General features: G+C 70.3%; 13 protein-coding genes. 8 read left to right on the top strand and 5 right to left on the bottom strand.

Annotated features, from left to right (window positions below):
- Positions 1 to 195 precede the first annotated feature (195 nt).
- Both VZL07_RS26335 and VZL07_RS26330 read left to right on the top strand, forming a co-directional pair.
- Positions 196 to 867: an abortive infection system antitoxin AbiGi family protein gene (locus VZL07_RS26335; RefSeq protein ID WP_426750484.1), complete on the top strand. Its 672-nt coding sequence runs from the start codon at positions 196 to 198 to the stop codon at positions 865 to 867.
- 153 nt (positions 868 to 1,020) lie between these two features.
- Entirely contained in the window at positions 1,021 to 2,769 is a 1,749-nt protein-coding gene (locus VZL07_RS26330) for a CotH kinase family protein (RefSeq protein WP_426750482.1), read from the top strand.
- 53 nt (positions 2,770 to 2,822) lie between these two features.
- Here the strand turns inward: VZL07_RS26330 and asnS are convergent, their stop codons facing one another.
- Complete coding sequence (asnS, locus tag VZL07_RS26325; RefSeq protein ID WP_426750481.1) at positions 2,823 to 4,223, bottom strand: asparagine--tRNA ligase; 1,401 nt, start codon at positions 4,221 to 4,223, stop codon at positions 2,823 to 2,825.
- 261 nt (positions 4,224 to 4,484) lie between these two features.
- Here asnS and VZL07_RS26320 point away from each other — a divergent pair, with 261 nt between their 5' ends.
- Complete coding sequence (locus tag VZL07_RS26320; protein ID WP_426750479.1) at positions 4,485 to 5,513, top strand: kinetoplast-associated protein; 1,029 nt, start codon at positions 4,485 to 4,487, stop codon at positions 5,511 to 5,513.
- Between the two features lie 104 nt (positions 5,514 to 5,617).
- Complete coding sequence (locus VZL07_RS26315; RefSeq protein ID WP_426750477.1) at positions 5,618 to 6,643, top strand: methyltransferase; 1,026 nt, start codon at positions 5,618 to 5,620, stop codon at positions 6,641 to 6,643.
- 1 nt (position 6,644) lies between these two features.
- Here VZL07_RS26315 and VZL07_RS26310 read toward each other — a convergent pair whose 3' ends face one another.
- Positions 6,645 to 8,930 (bottom strand): fused MFS/spermidine synthase, encoded by a 2,286-nt coding sequence (locus VZL07_RS26310; protein ID WP_426750475.1) that lies wholly within the window; start codon positions 8,928 to 8,930, stop codon positions 6,645 to 6,647.
- Between the two features lie 101 nt (positions 8,931 to 9,031).
- On the opposite strand from VZL07_RS26310, the gene VZL07_RS26305 reads away from it, so the two are divergent.
- The 3 genes from VZL07_RS26305 to VZL07_RS26295 all read left to right on the top strand — a co-directional run bounded on the left by VZL07_RS26305 (position 9,032) and on the right by VZL07_RS26295 (position 11,843).
- Positions 9,032 to 10,132: a Kelch repeat-containing protein gene (locus tag VZL07_RS26305; protein WP_426750473.1), complete on the top strand. Its 1,101-nt coding sequence runs from the start codon at positions 9,032 to 9,034 to the stop codon at positions 10,130 to 10,132.
- A 26-nt stretch (positions 10,133 to 10,158) separates the two neighbouring features.
- Positions 10,159 to 10,968 carry an SAM-dependent methyltransferase gene (locus VZL07_RS26300; RefSeq protein ID WP_426750471.1) on the top strand — a complete coding sequence of 270 codons (810 nt, stop codon included), beginning with the start codon at positions 10,159 to 10,161 and terminating at the stop codon, positions 10,966 to 10,968.
- A gap of 152 nt (positions 10,969 to 11,120) precedes the next feature.
- Positions 11,121 to 11,843: a hypothetical protein gene (locus VZL07_RS26295; RefSeq protein ID WP_426750469.1), complete on the top strand. Its 723-nt coding sequence runs from the start codon at positions 11,121 to 11,123 to the stop codon at positions 11,841 to 11,843.
- A gap of 51 nt (positions 11,844 to 11,894) precedes the next feature.
- Here the strand turns inward: VZL07_RS26295 and VZL07_RS26290 are convergent, their stop codons facing one another.
- From VZL07_RS26290 to VZL07_RS26280, 3 genes are all read right to left on the bottom strand, one after another.
- Positions 11,895 to 13,349 carry a tetratricopeptide repeat protein gene (locus VZL07_RS26290; RefSeq protein WP_426750467.1) on the bottom strand — a complete coding sequence of 485 codons (1,455 nt, stop codon included), beginning with the start codon at positions 13,347 to 13,349 and terminating at the stop codon, positions 11,895 to 11,897.
- A 186-nt stretch (positions 13,350 to 13,535) separates the two neighbouring features.
- Positions 13,536 to 15,287 (bottom strand): DUF4215 domain-containing protein, encoded by a 1,752-nt coding sequence (locus tag VZL07_RS26285; protein ID WP_426750465.1) that lies wholly within the window; start codon positions 15,285 to 15,287, stop codon positions 13,536 to 13,538.
- A gap of 204 nt (positions 15,288 to 15,491) precedes the next feature.
- Complete coding sequence (locus VZL07_RS26280; RefSeq protein WP_426750464.1) at positions 15,492 to 16,952, bottom strand: M20 family peptidase; 1,461 nt, start codon at positions 16,950 to 16,952, stop codon at positions 15,492 to 15,494.
- 208 nt (positions 16,953 to 17,160) lie between these two features.
- On the opposite strand from VZL07_RS26280, the gene VZL07_RS26275 reads away from it, so the two are divergent.
- Positions 17,161 to 18,933 carry a glycosyl hydrolase family 18 protein gene (locus tag VZL07_RS26275; RefSeq protein WP_426750463.1) on the top strand — a complete coding sequence of 591 codons (1,773 nt, stop codon included), beginning with the start codon at positions 17,161 to 17,163 and terminating at the stop codon, positions 18,931 to 18,933.
- The last annotated feature ends 15 nt before the right edge of the window (positions 18,934 to 18,948 follow it).

Genomic DNA, 18,948 nt, shown 5'->3' with positions numbered 1-18,948 from the left:
ACGCGGCCCATCATTCTTACTCGCAGGGAAGCTTCGTAGGTCTTCCGACAGCCACGGCCCCGCCCGGCTGAATGCAAGACAAGCAGGCCCGGAACACCGCATGCCGTTCGGGTTGCATCCCCTCGCCTCGTCCGGGACATTGCTCCCGGAGTAGGGATGATGCTCGGCTACCAGGCGAATCCACAGTGGCGAGACATGTCTGACTTCGTGGTCCACTTCACGAAGCCGGGACCGCCCTATCACGACGCCTACCAGAACATGATGAGCATCCTGGGCACCCGGACGCTCATCCCCGGCGCCGAGGGCTTCGGCATCGCCCGCCGCGAGCCCGCCGTCGCCGAGCGCCACCGCTCGGTGTGCTTCAGCGAGATTCCCCTCGACCAGCTCTCCCGGCTCGTCCAGCGCCGCAGCCTGTATGGCATTGGCTTCACCAAGAGCTACATCCTCTCGCAAGGCGGCGGCCCCGTCTGGTACGTCCAGTACGCCTCCCCGGCGCACCTCGCCCTGAAGCAACAGGTGGAGCGCGCGCTCGCGGCGCCCTCGCCCCAGACGGAACCCATCTGGTCCATGACGCCCTTCGTGGACATCCAGGGCGACCAGCACAACGCGCCCTACAGCTACCGCTTCGACTGGGAGCGCGAGTGGCGCGTCCCGGGCCTGCTGCGCTTCACCGAGTATGACGTCGCCGCGCTCTTCCTCCCCGAGGAGCTCCACGCCACCGCCCGCGGCTTCTTCGAGTGGGCCGTGCGCGAGAAGCAGGGCCCCGGCTACTTCTGCCCCTGCCTGGACCCGCTGTGGAAGGCGGAGCAGATCGCCGAGGCGCTCGCGAAGCACGCCGAGAACACCGTGCACCTCAAGGCCGGCTAGCCACCACGCCGACACCGCGTGTCCCACCCCCACCTCACTGTGCGCGGCTCACCCACACCCGCGAACCGACAACGGACTGCACCCCCGCCAGTTTCCCGAATGTCACAGCATGGTTAATCCTGCCCAGCGTGTCGGAGCGTTCGTGGGGGGAGGATGCCGGTGGGTGGGAAACGCGTGTCGAGGTGGTTCCTGGCTGGGTTCGCAGGGCTGGTGGTGGCGTGCGGCGGCGCCTCCAGCGACGCGGAGGCCCCTGGCCCCGCCTCGGAGTCTCCCGACACGGGAAACCGTCCCGACGCGGGATTGCCTCCCCCGGGCGGGGACGACGGAGGAACGCCGGACGCGGGGCCTCCGGATGGAACGCCCGATGGCGGTGCGCCCGACGGCGGGCCTCCGCCTGAGCAGCCCACCGTGTGCGCGCCCACCGCGGGCGAAGCGCGCTGGGTGCTCGAAGGCGAGCCCGTCTCCGCCACCGTGACGTGCGGCACCGGCCACGCCGCGGCGGGCCTCCGCTTCGCCGTGGACAACCTGCCTCCAGGCGCCCACTTCGATGAAACCACCGGCACCCTGAGCTGGACGCCCGGCAAGGACCAGGCCGCCGTGTGGCACCTCACCCTGCGCGAGCAGACCACCGGCGAGACGGGCACGCTCAAGGTGGGCGTGGCGGAGAACGAGTCCGCGCCCGGCAACGTCCCCATCGTCGACCCGGCGGCCTACACGGAGGAGTTCGGACTGCCGGTATTCCACCTCTCCTACGAGGGCAAGCTGACCGCGGGCGGCCACCGGCCGGTTCAGCTCGTCTACCGGGGCAAGCGCTTCAACCTCGAGGCGAAGTACCGGGGCGCCACCTCCAGCGTGTTCCCCAAGCGCAGCCTCACGCTGAAGTTCCCTGACGAGGACCTGTTCTCCGAGCCCGTCTTCGGCAACGGCTTCAAGGACCGCAAGCGCGTGGTGCTCATCACCACGTTCAATGACAACTCCTACCTGCGCTCGCGGCTCGCCTTCGACGTGTGGAGCCGGATGAGCCCGGCCCATATCCACATCCGGACGTACAGCGCGGTGCTCTACGCCAACAACGAATACGTCGGGCTCTTCACCGTGGCGGACCACGTCAACAAGCGCCTGGTGGCCGCGCACGGCCTCGACAAGGACAGCGATGTCTTCAAGGCCGAGGACCACCGCGCCAACTTCTCCCGCCTCCGCAAGGACGGCACGCCCAAGGGCAACCTCTACGAGGGCTTCGAGAAGTCGGAAGGCACGCCCGAGGAAGGCGAGCCCGGCGCGTTCGCCACGCTGGAGGAAATCACCGCCTTCGTCGCGGACTCGGACGCGGACACCTTCCGCACGGGCTTCGCGCAGCGGATGAACACCCAGGACTACCAGGACTGGTGGATCTTCAACACGCTCATCCTGGGCACGGACTCACAGGCGAAGAATGCCTACCACGCCTATGACCCGACCACCGGCGGCCCCTGGCGCTACATCCCATGGGATTTGGACGCGAGCTTCGGCCAGATGTACGACACCAGACGCACCTCGCCGACCGCGCGGCCGACGTTCCGGGAAGACAACCTCATCTTCCAGCGGCTGCTGGACGACCCCGCCCTCGCCGGCCCCATGCGCGAGCGCTACCGGGCCCTGCTGCGCGACGCGCTGAAGGTGGACGTGGTGATGGCGCTCATCGACCGCTACGTCCAGGAGACGGCGCCCTCCGCGCGGCGGGACTGGGCGAAATGGGGCGAGAAGCATCGCAACTTCGGCGACCCGAACGACCCGTGGGGCGGGTCCGGGAACTTCCCCCACTGGCACACGCGCCAGGACTTCAACTCCTACGAGGAGGAAGTCGAGTACGTGCGCCAGTGGGTTCGCACCCGCTGGGACGCCCTGGAAGAGCGGCTCCCATGACGGGTGCCGGGTGTCCCCTCTCCCGAGAGGAGACACCGGCGCCACGGCACGGGTTAGAACGCCGCCGAGCCCGGCACGCGCGGGTACGGAATCGCGTCGCGGATGTTCTGCAGGCCGCACATGTAGACGATGAGGCGCTCGAAGCCGAGCCCGAAGCCCGCGTGCGGCACGGTGCCGTAGCGCCGCAGGTCGCGGTACCACTGGTACCCCTCCGGCTTGAGGCCGAACTTCTCGATGCGCTGGTCCAGCACGTCCAGGCGCTCCTCGCGCTGGCTGCCACCGATGATTTCGCCAATGCCCGGGGCGAGCACGTCCATGGCGGCGACCGTCTTCCCGTCGTCGTTCAGGCGCATGTAGAAGGACTTGATGGCCTCCGGGTAGTTCATCACCACCACCGGCCGGCCCACGTGCTCCTCGGTGAGGTAGCGCTCGTGCTCCGTCTGGAGGTCCTTGCCCCACTCGGGCGCGTACTCGAACTTCTTCTTCGCCTTCTTCAGGATGTCGACGGCCTCGGTGTAGTCGATGCGCTCGAAGCTGGAGTTGATGAACTTCTCCAGTCGCTCGATGACGCCCTTCTGCACCCGCTCCTCGAAGAACTTCAGGTCCGGCGCGCAGTCGGTGAGCACCGCCTTGAAGACATATTTGAGGAAGCGCTCGGCCAGGTTCGCGTCCTCGTTGAGGTCCGCGAAGGCAATCTCCGGCTCGATCATCCAGAACTCGGCCAGGTGCCGCGTGGTGTTGGAGTTCTCCGCCCGGAAGGTGGGGCCGAACGTGTACACCTTGGACATCGCCAGGGCGTAGGCCTCCACGTTGAGCTGGCCGGAGACCGTCAGGTACGCCTCCTTGCCGAAGAAGTCCTTGTGCCAGTCAATCTTCCCATCCGGCGTCCGGGGCGGGTTCACCGCGTCCAGCGTGGAGACGCGGAACATCTGCCCGGCGCCCTCCGCGTCGCTCGCGGTGATGATGGGCGTGTTCACCCAGAAGAAGCCCTCCTCGTCGAAGAAGCGGTGGATGGCCTGGGCCGCGCGGTGGCGCACGCGCGTGACGGCGCTGAAGGTGTTGGTGCGCACGCGCAGGTGGGCCACGTCGCGCAGGAACTCCAGCGTGTGCTGCTTGGGCTGGATGGGGTACGTGTCCGGGTCGTCCACGAAGCCCAGCACCTGGACCTCGTCCGCCTGGACCTCGTAGGCCTGCCCCTTGCCCTGGGACTTCACCAGCGTGCCCCGGCAGATGACCGAGCAGCCCGCCGTGAGGTGCAGGACGTCCTTCTCGTAGTTGGGCAGCGCATTCGGGGCGACGACCTGGATGGGGTCGAAGGTCGACCCGTCGCTGACGTTGACGAAGCTGATGCCCGCCTTGGAGTCGCGGCGCGTGCGCACCCAGCCGCGGACCTCCACCTTCGTCCCCGCCTCCACCCCTCCCGCGAGGGCCTTCTTCACACTGACGACCTGCATTGACGCTCTCCCTTGAGCCATTTCGGGGACTGCGAGTTAGCCGGGCACCGGGCCCGAGGACAAGGGCGCTGTGGCCCCCGGCGCGGCTCCTGGGGCCTCCAACGACCCTCCTGGCCGCCTGAAACCCGGCCAGCCATGTCAGACCCCATAGGTATCTTTTGCTCATGGTCGCCCGGAGAGGGCGCCAGCGATTCCACGAAACCCGCATGTCCCTCGCAGGCCCAGCGGCCTGCCCTGGCCGTGCCCTACCCGGAGAGTCACATGGCTACTCGCAAGACGTCCAAGCGCAACGTCGTCGCCCGCAACCGCTCCACCGAGGCCACCAAGGCCGCCTTCGGGGAGCTGGCTCGCAAGGCGCGCAACAAGCCCATCGTCTCCACCAAGGAGCAGGACGCGCAGGACGCCCATGCCCGGAACGTCCTCGCGGACGTGGCCAGCCTCACCGCCGAGTCCGCGGTGAAGAAGGTCACCGAGGCCGGCCTCACCATCAACAAGACGCTGGCCGGTATCAACGAGCAGGTCATCTCCCTGGTGGAGGAGCTGAAGCAGCTCGACGAGGCCATCCACCTCAAGACGGAGGAGCTGAACGGCCTGCACGGCAAGGACGTCGCCGCCAGCGCCATCGACGTGCTCGTCGCCGAGTATGACAAGCAGAAGGCGGAGCTCGAGGCGGAGATGGAGCGGCTGCGCAAGGACATCGAGGATACCCGCGCGAAGGCGGACGCGGACCTGGCCGCCGAGCGCCAGGCCACCGAGGTGGCCCGCAAGCGCGCCGAGGAGGAGTACGCCTACGACACCCAGCTCCAGCGCAAGAAGGAGCAGGACGCCTTCGCCGAGTCGCTTCGCCTGCAGGCCGCCACCGAGCGCGACCGCAAGGAGAAGCTGGAGAAGGACTGGGCCACCCGTGAGGAGGCCCTCAAGCAGCGCGAGAAGGAGCTGGAGGACCTCCGCAAGCAGGTGGCGGACTTCCCGCTGGTGCTGAAGAAGGAGACGGACGCCGCCGCGGCCGTCACCGGCAACCGGGTGAAGGCCGAGTGGGAGCTGAAGCTCACGCTCGCCACCAAGGACGCGGAGACGGCGCAGCGCGTCGCGGCCATGGAGATTGCCTCTCTGAAGGAGACGGCCACGAAGCAGGCCCAGTCCCTCCAGACGCTCCAGGCGGAGCTGGCCGAGGCCAAGCGCCAGGTCCAGGCCATCGCCGAGAAGGCGCTCGAGTCCGCCTCCGGCGCCCGCGCGCTCGCCGAGGTCCAGGGTGTCATCGCCAGCCGGGACTACGCCAAGGGCAAGTAGGCCCCCTGGGGTGCCGCCCCGACCCCACCGGGGCGGCCCGACTCCCCGGCCGCAACGCTTCACGCCCAGTGATGACAGCCATTGAACAGGGATAGACTCCTGGCATGAAAATCATGTCCGAGGGGAAGCCCTCTCCCACGCAGCAGCTCTATGAGCGCATCGCTGGTTATTGGACCACCCAGGTCATTGGCACCGTGGCCCGTCTGGGAATCGCGGACCTGCTCGCGGCCGGGGCGCGTGACAGTGATTCGCTCGCGGCCGAGCTCGGCGTCTCCCCGGACGCCTTGTTCCGGCTGATGCGGGGCGGCATCACCGCGGGCATCTTTCACTCCATCGCGGACCGGACCTTCGCGCTCACGCCCATGGGCGAAGGGCTGCGCACGGGCGTGCCGGGCTCGCTGCGGGAGGCGGCCATCACCCAGAGCGACGCGTCCCACTGGCGGCCCTGGGGGCACCTGCCCGAGGCGATTCGCACTGGGAAGTCGACCGTCAGGACGGCGCTCGGGGGCGACATCTGGGAGCACTTCGCCCGTCATCCCGACGAAGCGACGCACTTCGCCCAGGCCATGGGCAATCTGTCCGCCCTGGTGGCCAGCGAGCTGACGCAGCTCATCGACTTCGCCCCCTTCGCCCGGGTGGCGGACATTGGCGGCAGCCATGGTGCGCTGCTCGCGCACGTGCTTCGCGCCCAGCCGTCCTGCCGGGGCATCCTCTTCGACCTGCCTCACGTCGTCGAAGGCGCGAAGTCCCACCTGGACGCCCAGGGCCTCACCAGCCGGGTGGACGTGGTGGCCGGGAGCTTCTTCGAGCCCGGGGTGCCCGCCGCCGAGGCCTACCTGCTCAAGCACATCCTCCATGACTGGGATGACGCGGCGTCCACCAACATCCTGCGTCAGCTCCACGCGGCGGCGCCGCCGGGGGCCCGGCTCTTCGTGGTGGAGATGGTGATTCCGGACAACCGGCATCCCGACCCGTCCCACCTGCTGGACCTCAACATGCTGGTGCTCGCGGATGGCCGGGAGCGGACCCGTGACGAGTTCCACGCCCTGCTCGCCGCCACCTCCTGGAAGGTGGAGCGCATCCTCCCCACCCGGAGCGGGTCGAGCATCATCGAGGCGGTGAAGGCCTGAGCTACGGCGCGACCTGCTCCCGGAGGAGGAAGAGCTCCGCGAGCAGGTTGTCCACCGGGGCGAAGTCATCCGTGAGCAGCAGCGCGGGGCCCGCGGACAGGTAGGCGTCGATTTCCGCGCGGGGCACCCGGCCCGTGCGGGGCTTCTCGATGCCCAGGCCCTTCAGCAGCTCCGGCAGGCGCTCCAGCTCCATGGGCCGCACCGAGCCTGCGACGATGTACACGCCCTGCCCCTTCGAGCCGCTGCGGGCATCGTGGAGCAGCTCCACGTGGGGAAACACCTCCTGCACCGTCCGGATGGCCGCGCGCAGGAAGGCGCCTCGGGGAATCTCGTCGATGACGGTCAGCAGGTAGATGCCGTCCGGCTTGAGCAGCGAGCGCACCAGCTCGTCATACTCACGCGTCATCAGGTGGTAGGGCACCGACAGGTCATTGACGGCGTCCTGGATGATGAGGTCGTAGGCCCCCCGCTCCGCCATCTCCTGGAGGTACTGCCGCCCGTCCAGGCTGAACGAGGCGATGCGCGTGTCGGGCTTCACGCCGAAGCGCTCCAGGGCGATGCGCGTGACGGCCGGGTCGATCTCCACCACCTCCATCCGGGCCTGCGGGACGTAGGTCTCCACCCAGCGCGGCACCACGTAGCCGCCACCGCCAATCACCAGCACGCGGGGCTCGACGGTGCGCGCGGCCACGTGCCGCACCACCTCCGAGTGGATGTAGCCATGCGGGTAGCCCAGGTACGACGGGTCCTCCAGGTCCACCATCGTGTGCGTCAGGTGGTCCAGCTGCATGGCCAGCAGCTTGCGGCCGTCGTGCTCCACCTGGTTGATGTTGATGCAGAAGTAGTCCGTCTCCTCGGTGCAGGGCGACGCGAACAGGCCCAGCGAGCCGAAGACGCCCGCCAGCGCGAGCACCCCCGCGGTGGCGCCGAAGAAGCGCGGACGCCGCCACACCTGCCCCACGAAGGCCGCCAGCGCCACCAGCCCCAGGCTGGCGCCCGCGACCAGCGGGTAGACGCCCACCTTCGCGATGAGCCACCAGCCGGTGAGGAACGAGCCGAGGAGCGCCCCCGCGGTGCTCCACGCGGACAGCCGGCCCACGATGCGCCCCGCCTGCCCCACGTCCGCCAGCGCCAGCCGCAGCACCTGCGGGGACAGCGTGCCCAGCGCCGTCACCGGCACGAGGAACACCGCGGCCGTATACGCGACGATGCGCGCCTGGAGCCCCAGTCCGTCGAAGAGGCCCGTCAGCACCAGCCACTGGTGGACGGGGGGAATCAACAGGCAGCTCGCGGCAGCCACCAGCATGGATGCGGCGAGGACATCCTGGCGCGGCCACCGGTCCGCGAGGTGGCCGCCCACGAGGTTGCCCAGCGCCATCCCCGTGAGCACCACGCCGATGATGCCCGTCCAGCTCAGCAGCGAGACCCCCACGGTGGGCGCCAGGATGCGGCTGGCCGCCAGCTCGATGGCGAGCGTGCAGAAGCTCGCGCAGGCCACCAGGAAGCACGCCAGCGCGGGACGGGTGCGCAGGTCCACCCCAGCGCCCGGCGCGGCCTCCGCCATGTCTCCGGTACGCGGGTCCACCTCAGCGCCCGGCGCGGCCTCCGCCACGTCCCGGGCGGCGGGCTCGGAGGCGCTCCCCTGCCGCGCCACCGGTGCCTGGACGGGCGGCGCCGCCACGGAGGCCCTGGGCAGCGCCAGGAGCGCGCAGAGGAGCAGCGCGCCGGACACGGTGAGCACGATGGTGGGCACGGGGAACCACGCCACCAGCACGAAGCCGGTGAGGAAGTTGCCCGCGAGGCCGCCCAGCGTCCCCAGCGCGTACAGCAGGCCGCCGATGCGCCCTGCGCGTCCGAGGTCCGGGAGCAGCAGCCGGAGCGCCAGCGGCGTCACCATGGCCAGCACGAAGCTGACGGGGAAGAAGCCCAGGAAGGTCAGCAGGAAGGTGCGCGGCAGCACGGGGATGGCCCGCAGCCCCGCGCCATCTCCCAGCACGGCCACCCACCCCAGCGGCAGCAGCGCCAGCGCCGCCCCCAGCGCAGTGAGGCCCGCGAGCCAGCGGAACGACGCGCCCCGCTGCGACAGCTGCCCCCCGGCGTAGCTGCCCACGCTGATGCCCGCGAGCACCACGCCGATGATGCTCGTCCAGGTGTGAAGCGAGGCGCCGATGAAGGGCGCCAGGAGCCGGGCGGCGGCCAGCTCCAGGACCAGGGTGGCGCAGCTCGTCACCAGCACGAGGAGGGCAGCGCGAAGCACATCCAGACGAGACGCGGTGGGAGGAGCCATGCAGTGGCGGCGACTCTACCACCCCCGTCCGAAGCGACGAGCCGTACGCCCCTGAAACACGCGTGGTGCGAGCACGCCTGGCCGGCGGCTACGCTCCGGCCATGGCTTCGAACGCGGCCGTCCAACGCCTGCCCTACGCAGGACTCTGGCTCGACTCCTTCACCCTGACGGCCGTCCCTGGCGGCGCGCTCGTCGTGGGTGGACAGGAGTGGCGCGCCGAAGGCGGGGGTGCCACGTCCGCGACGGTGGCGAACGCGCTGCGGTGGGACGCGAAGACGCGGACCTGGGAGACGCTCTCCCCCATGCCGCAGCCACGGCAGGGCCACGCCGCGGTGCCCCTGCCCGACGGACGCGTGCTCATCATCGGCGGGAGGAACCACACCGCCATGGCGCTGGCGAGCACGCTCTTCTGGGAGCCGGAGGCGCGAGGGTTCCGGGAAGGCCCCCCGCTGCGCGCGGAGAGGGACCGGCCCGTGGCGGTGGCCCTGGCGGATGGCTCGGTGCTCGTGCTGGGCGCCGACCATGACGACCAGGACCTGGAGCGGGGAACCCGGGCAAAGCTGCTCCGGCCGGGCGCGGAGGCCTGGGAGCCCGCGGGTCAAACGGTGCGCCTGTTCCACCCGGGCCCGGTGTGCGTGAGTGATGAGCGCGTGGTCATCGCCGGGGGCCGGGACAACGGCCTGGGTTTCGCCATCGTCGAGGGCACCCACTTCGCGCCGCCGCTCGACCCGAGCACCGAGGTCTGGCAGCTGAGCACGCGCGCCTGGCGGTCGAGCCCACCGCTCGCGGCGTCGCGCGACGACCATGTGGGCGTCACCCTCGCCGACGGGCGCATCCTCGTCGTCGGAGGACGGAGCCAGGGCGAGCGCGTCGGGACCGCGGAGGTCTGGAGCCCCACCACCGAACAATGGACGCCCACCGGCGCGCTCACCGACCTCCGCTCCGGCTTCGTGCTGACCGCCCTCCCGGACGGACGGGCGGCGGCGTTCGGCGGGCTCGGGCAAAAGGAACTCGCGGCGTCGGCCACCGTCGAGCTCTGGTCGCCGGACACCGGCACCTGGACGCCCGGTCCGCCCATGCGCGCCGCCGTCTCCGACCACCACGTCACCCGCCAGGACGACGGCACCTTCCTGGTCGTCGGCGTCATGCGCACCGGACCCGACGGCATGCCGGAGTCCGTATCCACGGTGTGGAGCCCCTGAACGAGCAGTCCCCAAGGAGAAGGCACATGGATTCCGAGGCACTCGCGCGCATCCCAGGCGTCAACCCGAATGTCCCCAACGCGGCCCGCATCTACGACTACACGCTGGGCGGGACGCACCACTTCGAAGCGGACAGGCAGGCGGCGGAGTACATGTTCTCGCTGCTGCCCTCCACGCGGAAGTGGGTGCGCATGCTGCGCGCCTGCCTGCGGACCGCGGCGCAGCGCCTGGCGGCCGACGGCTTCCACCACTGGGTGGACTTCGCCTCCGGCCTCCCGACGGAAGACCATGTCCACGCCGTGTTGCCCGGCGCGCGCGTGCTCTACAGCGACATCAACCCGCTCACCATCACCACCGCCCAGCACCTGCTGGGAAACACGCCGAACGTCCGCTACCTGGAATGTGACATCCGGCAGGCGGGCGACTTCCTGCGCCGGCCGGACGTGGACGCCTTCCTGGAGGGACAGCGCCGCGTCGCCTTCGGCGCCAATGGCATCGCCGTGTTCCTCTCCGCCGAGGAGAACCGCAGGTTCTTCCGCGACCTCTACGACTGGGCGGCGCCAGGCTCGAAGCTCTTCACCACCTTCGAGACCAAGTCACCGGACCTCAGCACGCCGAAGTGGGAGCAGTTCGTAGGCATGTTCCGGCAGATGGGCGAGTCCTTCCAGCTCTACTCCCTGCCCGAGTCCCTGGACCTCTGCGGCCCCTGGGCGAAGGGGCCCACGCAGGTGCTCCCCGTGAGCGAGTTCCTGGGACTCCCCCCCGACCACATCACCGACGCGGACCGCGAGGGCGTGGGCATCGAGTTCTACGCCGTCGTCCTCGAGAAGCGCTGAGTCCCCCACATGCAGGGCGGGCGTGCGGTCAGGCCCCCTCCCCAATGTCTGGCAGGGCGGCACCTCGACACGCCTCCCTGCCGTCTGCCTCCCCAGCGACGCATGACTACAGTCATGACAGGCAACACGCGCAAACGGAGAGGAGAGGGAGCATGTTTCAGTCGAGAAGGCGTCGGGTTTTCGCTGGCGTGATGATGGGGGCGGCCTTGACGGTCATGGGCACTACCGGTTGCAGCTCGTCCCGTGCCGCCAAGGTGGATGAGTCATGGCTGGCCCGCGTGCCCGAGGGCCAGTTGGATGACGTCCGGGAGGCGCAGACGCAGCGGCGCATGGCCCAGGACGCGGTCACCCGGTCCGATGTGGCCCTCAACGATGCGCGCCGGGAGCTGGAGGTGGCCAAGCGCAATGAGGACGCGGCCAAGTCGCGCAAGGAGGCGCATGACGCCGCGCTGAAGGCGGCCAAAGCCACCGGGCAGAGCGACAACATCAACGAGGCCCAGGCCGAGCTGCAGGACGCGGACTTGAGCCTGACCGCGGCCCAGGCCCAGGTTCAGTACCGCGAGCAGAACGTCAAGACGATGGAGGCGCAGAAGGAGCTGCGCGAGAGCGAGCTGGCGATGGTCGAAGCCAAGCTCAACCAGGCCGAGTACGAGGCCCTGAAGGCGAACGATGACGTGCGCGCCCAGGACCTCTCCGAGGCGGACTTCACCGCCGCCACGGCCGAGGCCCAGCGCAAGGTGGAGGAGGCCCAGCGCAAGGTGCAGACGCAGGAGCGCCAGGAGCAGCAGGCCCGCGCCAACTGGCAGCGGCTGCGTGACCAGGTCCGAGGCTACGGCGGCAGCGGCACCGAGTTCGAGCAGCGCAACACGCCGTAATTCCGCGGCCAGCGGCCCGGCCAGCGCAGGACGCGTGGCCGGGCCCTCGCCTCACTTCGGCGGACGGAAGACGTACTGGAACACCGGCGCATCCGGGCCAGGCGGATACTGCGCGTCCATGAAGGCGAAGTGCGCGTGGCCGGAGATGAGCGCCTCCTTCAGGCTGTCGTAGAGCACCGTCACGCCGGTGGCCCGTCCGGAGGCATCCACCTGGACCTGGACCTTGAGGTTGCCCTTGAGGCCCGGCGCCTCCTTGAGCCGGTTCATGTAGAGCGCGACCAGCCCCAGCGACACGCGGTTGTAGATCTGCTCCTGCGTTCCCCGCGCGGGCTGCGACGGCAGGCGGAAGTGCCGCACGAGCGCGGCGGCCTCGCCCTCCGCCTCGGGCACCCGGCGCTCCGGCGCCGCGAGCGCGGCCCGGTACGCGGACAGGGCATCCTGGTGGCGCTCCTGCTTCAGCACCAGCCGCGCCCGCAGCACGTGGATGTCACTGCGAGCGGGCGCGCGCTCGGAGGCCTTCACGAGCTGGGACTCGGCCGCCCCGCCATCCCCACGCGCCTCGGCCAGCTCGGCCAGGCGCAGCAGCGGCTCCGGGTCGGCGGGCGCCGCGGCGGCGAGCCGGACCAGGGCCTTCTCCTCGTCGTCCTTGCGCGCCAGCTCCCGGTACAGCCGTGCCAGCAGCGCCAGCGGTGCGGGCTCCACCCCGCCCAGCTCGGCGTAGCGCGCCAGGGACTGCGCGGCCTTCTCCTTCTCCGAGGCGGCCAGCCACAGGTCGGCCTGGAGCCGGTGCGCCTCCCGGTCGCGCGGCTTGAGGGCGACGAGCCTCTCGCCCGCGGTCGCCGCGGCGCGAACGTCGTTGGCGGCCCGGGCCAGCTGCGCCAGCTTGCGCAGCGCCTCCGGTTGTTCCGGCCATGCCTCCACCGTCCGCGTCAGCTCCGCGCGCGCCTCGGCCTCGCGCTCGGGCATCCCCGCCAGCAGCATCGCCAGGGACGTGCGAATCTGGGGCGCGTCGAGCTGGGAAAGCGCCGCGCGGAACCGCGCCTCGGCCTCCGCGGGCTTGCCCTCCGCCTGGAGCAGCAGCCCCTCCGCCCAGAGCGCCGGCGCGAAGCCGGGCACCTGCCTCAACGCGGCGGTGATGGGCTCCCGCGCCTCCGTCAGCAGCCCCCAGCGCACGTAGACGAGCCCCATGCCCACGAAGGGCCACGGGTTCTCCGGGTCCAGGGTGGAGATGGCCTTCAGCTCGTTCCAGCACCCATCCGAGGGGAACGTCAGCCATGCCCGGTACAGCCGGGGCATGAGGTCCCCTGGCCGCGCACGGGACTGCTCCTCCAGCTCGCTGTCCATCACGCTGGTGCGGCCGCGCGCGCGCGCCGCCTCCACCTGGCGCAACGTCGCCATGACGTCTTCCGGGGCGGGCAGCGCCGGAGGCACCACCGCCCCCCGTGCCGATGCGGCAAGCACGAGGAACATCAGGCACAGGCAGCGCTCGAACGGGCGGGAAGGCATGGGGCGCGCGGACGATAACAGACGCCCGTCCGCGGGAGGCTGCCGGCTCCCTTGCGTTTCCCGTGAGGCAGGTCCCCCTGGAGTCGGTGGGGACCCGGACCGAACTCAATCATTCCAGGAAAGCCCCGCTCCGGAAGCGACCTTCTTCCGGAGCGGCGCCTCACCCGTCACCTCACGACAGCGCGCTCAGCCAATCTCCAGCCTGCACGTCGAGCTGCAGCCATCGCGGCTGACGTTGTTGCCGTCGTCGCACTCCTCGCCTTCGTCCTCCTGGGTCTCGCCGTCACCGCAGCGGGGGCCCCAGAGGCAGCCGCGGCCGCACTCGCCGTAGCCACCGGCGTTGACGCCGTCGTCGCACTCCTCGCCGGCCTCCTCGTCCACGATGCCGTCGCCGCAGGTGGCGGTGCACTCGGTGCGGGCGGTGAGGAAGTTGTTGAGCGTGAGGCGGTACGAGGACGCGGAGGTGTGGCGCTCGGCCTGGAACACCACCACCTCGTAGATGCCGCCCTCCCGCAGGCCCAGGGAGCTGGCCTGGTCCGCGACGTTCACGGTGCCATTCATTGCGCCATGAACGCCACCCAGGTCCAGCGCCAGACGGCCGTTGACGAACACCCACACGTCGTCGTCACCGCGGAAGGTGAGCACCTCCGAGCCCTTGTACTCGAACCAGTAGCGCGCCTCGCTGGTGAAGCTGAAGTTGCGCTGCCCGCCCGTGTTGTCGTTGCGCAGCGGCTCGTCGCCGGTCGCCACCCAGCTGCCCGGCACATCGTCGAGCGGGAAGAACGTCTGGTCGTCGAAGACGTAGGAGCCATCGCCCTGGCGGTCGAGCACCAGGCTGCCGACGATCGTCCTGTTGATGTTGCTCGCCGACTCATCCCGGTACCACTGGTCGAACGCCGCCCGGCCGTTGGTGTTGTTCGAGGGCTGGCCCTCCTTCGCGTAGACGGGGCGGCCATTCGCGTCCAGGCGGTTCGCCATGATGCCCAGCTCGTGACCGGCGTTCTTGTTCTCGAAGTCGATATGCCCGCGCGGCAGGCCATTGGCGGCCGGCAGGTCGTAGCCGCGGAAGTCGCGGTAGACGACGGGGATGGACACCTGCGCGGGCGGCTCCTGCTCGATGAGCACGCACGCGAAGCCCTCCTCCAGCTTGCAGTCCGGCGAGCAGCCGTCGTTGGCGCGCGTGTTGCCGTCGTCGCACTCCTCGGTGGCGCTGTTGGGGAGGATGAGGCCGTCGCCGCACGTCTCCTCGCAGTTGCCGTCCGAGCAGCGCGGCTCGCGCGTGCACAGCGGCGAGCACCCGTCACCGACGACGGTGTTGCCGTCGTCGCACTGCTCCGTGCCCTCCTGGACACCATCGCCGCAGGTGGTGCGGCTGCACGGCTGCCCCGGCGGGCACTGCCAGCCGTCCTCGAGCCGGCAGACCTCGCTGCAACCGTCACCCGGAGTGGCGTTGCCGTCCTCGCACTCCTCGTCACCGGCGATGATGCCGTCACCGCACTCCTTGGCGCGGCAGCGGCCGCCCTGCGCCGGGCACGCCCAGCCATTCTCGATGCGGCAGCTTCCGTTGCAGCCGTCACCGCTGACCAGGTTCCGGTCGTCGCAGTCCTCGCCCTCCTCGACGCGACCGTTGCCGCAGTTCATCAGGCGGACGCACGGCTGCCCCGGCACCTCGCACAGGAACCCGCCCTCCACCTCGGTGCACGTCGCGTTGCAGCCGTCGCCGTCCGCCGTATTGCCGTCGTCACAGGCCTCGTGGGACTGGCGCTGGCCATCGCCACAGTCGTTGCCCGCATCGGGCGTCGACGCATCCGGGATGTCCGGGTTCGGGCCGGCATCGGGCTTCGCCGAACCTCCCCCGCCACTACATGCCACCAACGTGAAGAGAAGAGATGCGAGCAACGCGCTCGCCAGCCGTGTTCCGCGAGGGGGGTTCACCATGGGAGCAAATGCTGAAATTGCTTCGCACGCCTGTCAACGCGTCACGACAAGTCGACAGAGGTCATGTGCAGACGGCACGCAGATGTGCAGGCGGGACGGACTTTCCCGGTGTTCCCCGCACTCTGCCCACATTTGCATTCATGATAACAGCGGGCGAAACACCACTTTCGCGGAAACTCTGAGGGCGGCGCCCGGCGGTCCGCCTCAGTTCGCGACGTTGCGGACGTACTGTGCGTAGAAGCGCACCGCGTCCGCGTAGCCCTGCACGGACACGCGCTCATCCTTGCCATGGAGCCGTGACAAATCGGCGCTCTCCAGGCGCAGGGGCATGAAGCGATAGACGTTCTCGCTCAGCCCGGTGAAGTAGCGCGAGTCGGACGCACCCAGCATGAGGTACGGCGCGACGACGACGTCCGGGAACACCTGGCGCACGCTCCGCTGGAGCTGGGTCCAGGCCTCGGAGTCCATGCGCGACACCGGCGAGGGCTCGCTGCGGAAGCCCAGGGTGCTCACCTTCACCCGGGGGTCATCCACCACGCGCCGCACGTGCTCGAGCACCCCTTCCACCGAGTCTCCCGGGAGGATGCGGAAGTTCACCACCGCGCGGGCCCGGGCGGGCAGCACGTTGTCGCGCTCGCTGCCCTCGAACATGGTGGCCGCGGTGGTGGTGCGCACCGCGGCGTTGGTGGTGGCCTTGGCGGTGAGCTGCCGCAGCACCAGCGGCTCGAACAGCCACAGGTTGGCGAAGAGCACCCGCATGCCGAAGCCCATCTCCGGCCCGGCGAACTCGAAGAGCGCCCGGCTGCCGCCGCGCAGGTGCGCGGGCATGGGCGATTCCTCCAGCCGGGAGATGGCGCGGCTCAGGACGCCCACGGCCGTCTGGGGCGGCGGCATGGACGAGTGCCCGCCCTCGCCGTCCACGATGAGCTCGGCGCTGGCGAAGCCCTTCTCCGCCACCCCGACCAGTGCCACCGGCGATGTCACCCCGGGCACGGTGCCCGACATGATCATCCCGCCCTCATCGAGCACGGACTCCAGCGTCACGCCGCGCTCGCGGAGCAGCTTCGCCGTCGCCTCCGCGCCCTCGTGCCCGCCCACCTCTTCGTCCCCACCGAAGGCGAGCAGCACCGTGCGCCGGGGCTGGAAGCCCGCCGCGAGCAGCGCCTCCACCGACTCCAGGATGCCGAACACGCTCCCCTTGTCATCCAGCGCGCCACGGCCCCAGATGTAGCCGTCCGCCACCTGCCCGCTGTAGGGCGGATGCGTCCAGGACGACTCCGTGCCGGGCTCCACCGGCACCACGTCCAGGTGGCCCAGCAGCATCGCTGGCCGCAGCGACGCGTCGGTGCCCGGCCAGGTGTACAGCACCGAGTGCGCGCCCACGGGCTCGCGCTTCAGCGTCTGGTGTACGCGCGGGTACTGCTCCTGGATGTAGGCGTGGAGCGCGGCGAAGGCGGCATCCTCCGCGGGCTTGCCTTCCGACGCGGCCAGCGTCTTCAACCGCAGCGCGCCGCCCAGCCGGGACGCAGCCGCGTCCGCATCCACAGTGAAGGGCGCGGCTGCCTCCGGCTGCACCTGCCGCGAGGTGAAGCGGGCCGCCTTCGTGAGGAGCACCCCCGCGAGGATGACGACGACGACCAGCAACGACAGGAGGAGACGTTTCATCGGACAGGCTCGCGGAAGGGGCGCATCACGGTAGCAAACGCCGCCCGAGGCCCCGCGGTTTCGCCAGCCGCCTGGCAACGCCCACGCACCTCGTCCGTGAATCTATGCTTTACAGCATTGTGAACATTTTCCACCTTCACCGCGATGGGCAAGTCGTGTAGACGACGCAGTTCGTCGCAGGGGGTTCGCTGTGAGAAAGGCGTCCGCGGTGAGGAATCAGCTCTGGCTTGGCCTGCTCCTGGGGGCCCTGGTCGGCTGTGCGGGGGGTGGTGCGGATGACCCGGGACTTCCCGGCGCCCCGGAGGACGCGGCGGCCCAGGCCGCCGACGCCGAGGCCCTGGTGACGTGGAGGCCTCCCACGCGCGATGGGGGCCACCCCGTCATGTACTACATCGTGCGGTGCGAGCCCGCCTGCGGGGGCGCCATCGTCACGTCGGACGAGGTCCAGGCGACGGTGCGCGGCCTCCACAACGGCTTCGCGTACACCTTCAAGGTGTCGGCGGTGAACATCCACGGGGAAGGCCCCGCCTCGGTGCAGACGGAGCTGGTGACGCCGCAGCCCGGCCTGTCGATCGCGAACCCCACGGTTCCAGGCCAGCCCCGCTCCGTCCGCGCCACGCCCGGCAACGGGCACGCCTACGTGAGCTGGCTTGCCCCGGCCAGCTACGGCGGCAGGCCCCTGAGCCAGTACCGCCTCACCGCGGAGCCCGGCGGCGTCACGGTGACGGTGGACGCCCCGGCCGCGAGCGCCGTCATCCCGGGGCTGGTCAACGGCGTGCCCTACCGCATCACCGTCGCGGCCACCAACGCGCAGGGGCAAGGGCCCTCCGCCGCCGCCAACACCGTCCAGCCTCGCGCGGGTGGCGAGCCCACGGCGTGGGTGACGGGCTACTTCGTGGGCTACCAGCTGGGGATGCAGCCGGTGGACGCGGTGGACCTGGCGGGCATCACGCACCTCGTGGTGGGCCGCGTGAAGCCGAACCCCAACGGCACGCTGAACGCCAACTTCGACGCCAACCTCGACGACAGCCACGGCCGCGCCATGGCCAGGGCCCTGGCGGCGCGCGCCCACCAGCAGGGGCGCAAGGCGCTGCTCATGCTCGGCGGCTTCGGCGAGCACCAGAACTTCGTGCACGCGGCGTCCGAGGCCCAGCGCGCGCACTTCATCCGCAACATCATCCAGCTCATGGACGAGCTGGGCTACGACGGCGTCGACGTGGACTGGGAGCCCATCATCCTGGCGGCGGACATCCCGGAGGGCGCGCCCATGCAGCCCGACGACGGCGAGCCGCTGCTGGCGCTGCTGGAGGGCCTGCGCGCCGCCCGGCCGGACATCATCCTCACGGTGCCGGTGGACTGGCTCAACTCGAACTTCCCCATGAGCCGGCACCGGGCGGACTTCATGAAGCGGCTGGCGTCGCGCGTCGACCAGCTCAACATCATGTCCTACAAGATGAGCGGGCACTGGGGCGGCTGGGAGAGCTGGCACTCCAGTCCGCTCTACGGCCACTCGCAGTTCCACCCCACCTCCGTCTCGCACTCCGTGGAGGGCTACCTGGAGGCGGGCGTCCCCGCGGGGCGGCTGGGCATGGGCATCGGCTTCTTCGGCACGTGCTGGGGCGGCGTGACGGAGCCCCACACGCCGCTGGACGGCCGTGAGGGCGTCTTCGAGGGCCAGAGCGACAACTTCATGAGCTACGCCAACATCATGACGCACTACTACCGGGCGGATGCCAGCCGCTGGGACGACGAGGCCCAGGTGCCCTACCTGTCGTTCCCCAGCGGCCATGGCCCGGGGCTCTGCAACTACGTCTCCTACGAGGACCCGCGCTCCATCGCCCTCAAGGGCCAGTACGCGCGCGAGAAGAACCTGGGCGGCACCATCATCTGGACCATCAGCCAGGGCCACTTCCTCCAGCCGGAGAACGGGCACCGGGACCCGCTGCTCGACGCGGTGAAGCACGCCTTCCTGGACCCGTAGCGCTCGAAGCACTGG

This window comes from Pseudomyxococcus flavus (assembly GCF_050038885.1).
Taxonomy (GTDB): domain Bacteria; phylum Myxococcota; class Myxococcia; order Myxococcales; family Myxococcaceae; genus Myxococcus; species Myxococcus flavus.
The sequence above is the reverse complement of the archived record's forward strand: the minus strand, read 5'-3'. Positions and strand labels throughout refer to the sequence as shown.

Bases quoted from the DNA above. Each gene is read 5' to 3' on its own strand.
- VZL07_RS26320 (WP_426750479.1), top strand. From the start codon at position 4,485: ATGGCTACTCGCAAGACGTCCAAGCGCAACGTCGTCGCCCGCAACCGC.
- VZL07_RS26295 (WP_426750469.1), top strand. From the start codon at position 11,121: ATGTTTCAGTCGAGAAGGCGTCGGGTTTTCGCTGGCGTGATGATGGGG.
- VZL07_RS26285 (WP_426750465.1), bottom strand. From the start codon at position 15,287: ATGGTGAACCCCCCTCGCGGAACACGGCTGGCGAGCGCGTTGCTCGCA.
- asnS (WP_426750481.1), bottom strand. From the start codon at position 4,223: ATGCAGGTCGTCAGTGTGAAGAAGGCCCTCGCGGGAGGGGTGGAGGCG.
- VZL07_RS26305 (WP_426750473.1), top strand. From the start codon at position 9,032: ATGGCTTCGAACGCGGCCGTCCAACGCCTGCCCTACGCAGGACTCTGG.
- VZL07_RS26300 (WP_426750471.1), top strand. From the start codon at position 10,159: ATGGATTCCGAGGCACTCGCGCGCATCCCAGGCGTCAACCCGAATGTC.
- VZL07_RS26315 (WP_426750477.1), top strand. From the start codon at position 5,618: ATGAAAATCATGTCCGAGGGGAAGCCCTCTCCCACGCAGCAGCTCTAT.
- VZL07_RS26330 (WP_426750482.1), top strand. From the start codon at position 1,021: ATGCCGGTGGGTGGGAAACGCGTGTCGAGGTGGTTCCTGGCTGGGTTC.
- VZL07_RS26280 (WP_426750464.1), bottom strand. From the start codon at position 16,952: ATGAAACGTCTCCTCCTGTCGTTGCTGGTCGTCGTCGTCATCCTCGCG.
- VZL07_RS26290 (WP_426750467.1), bottom strand. From the start codon at position 13,349: ATGCCTTCCCGCCCGTTCGAGCGCTGCCTGTGCCTGATGTTCCTCGTG.
- VZL07_RS26335 (WP_426750484.1), top strand. From the start codon at position 196: ATGTCTGACTTCGTGGTCCACTTCACGAAGCCGGGACCGCCCTATCAC.
- VZL07_RS26310 (WP_426750475.1), bottom strand. From the start codon at position 8,930: ATGGCTCCTCCCACCGCGTCTCGTCTGGATGTGCTTCGCGCTGCCCTC.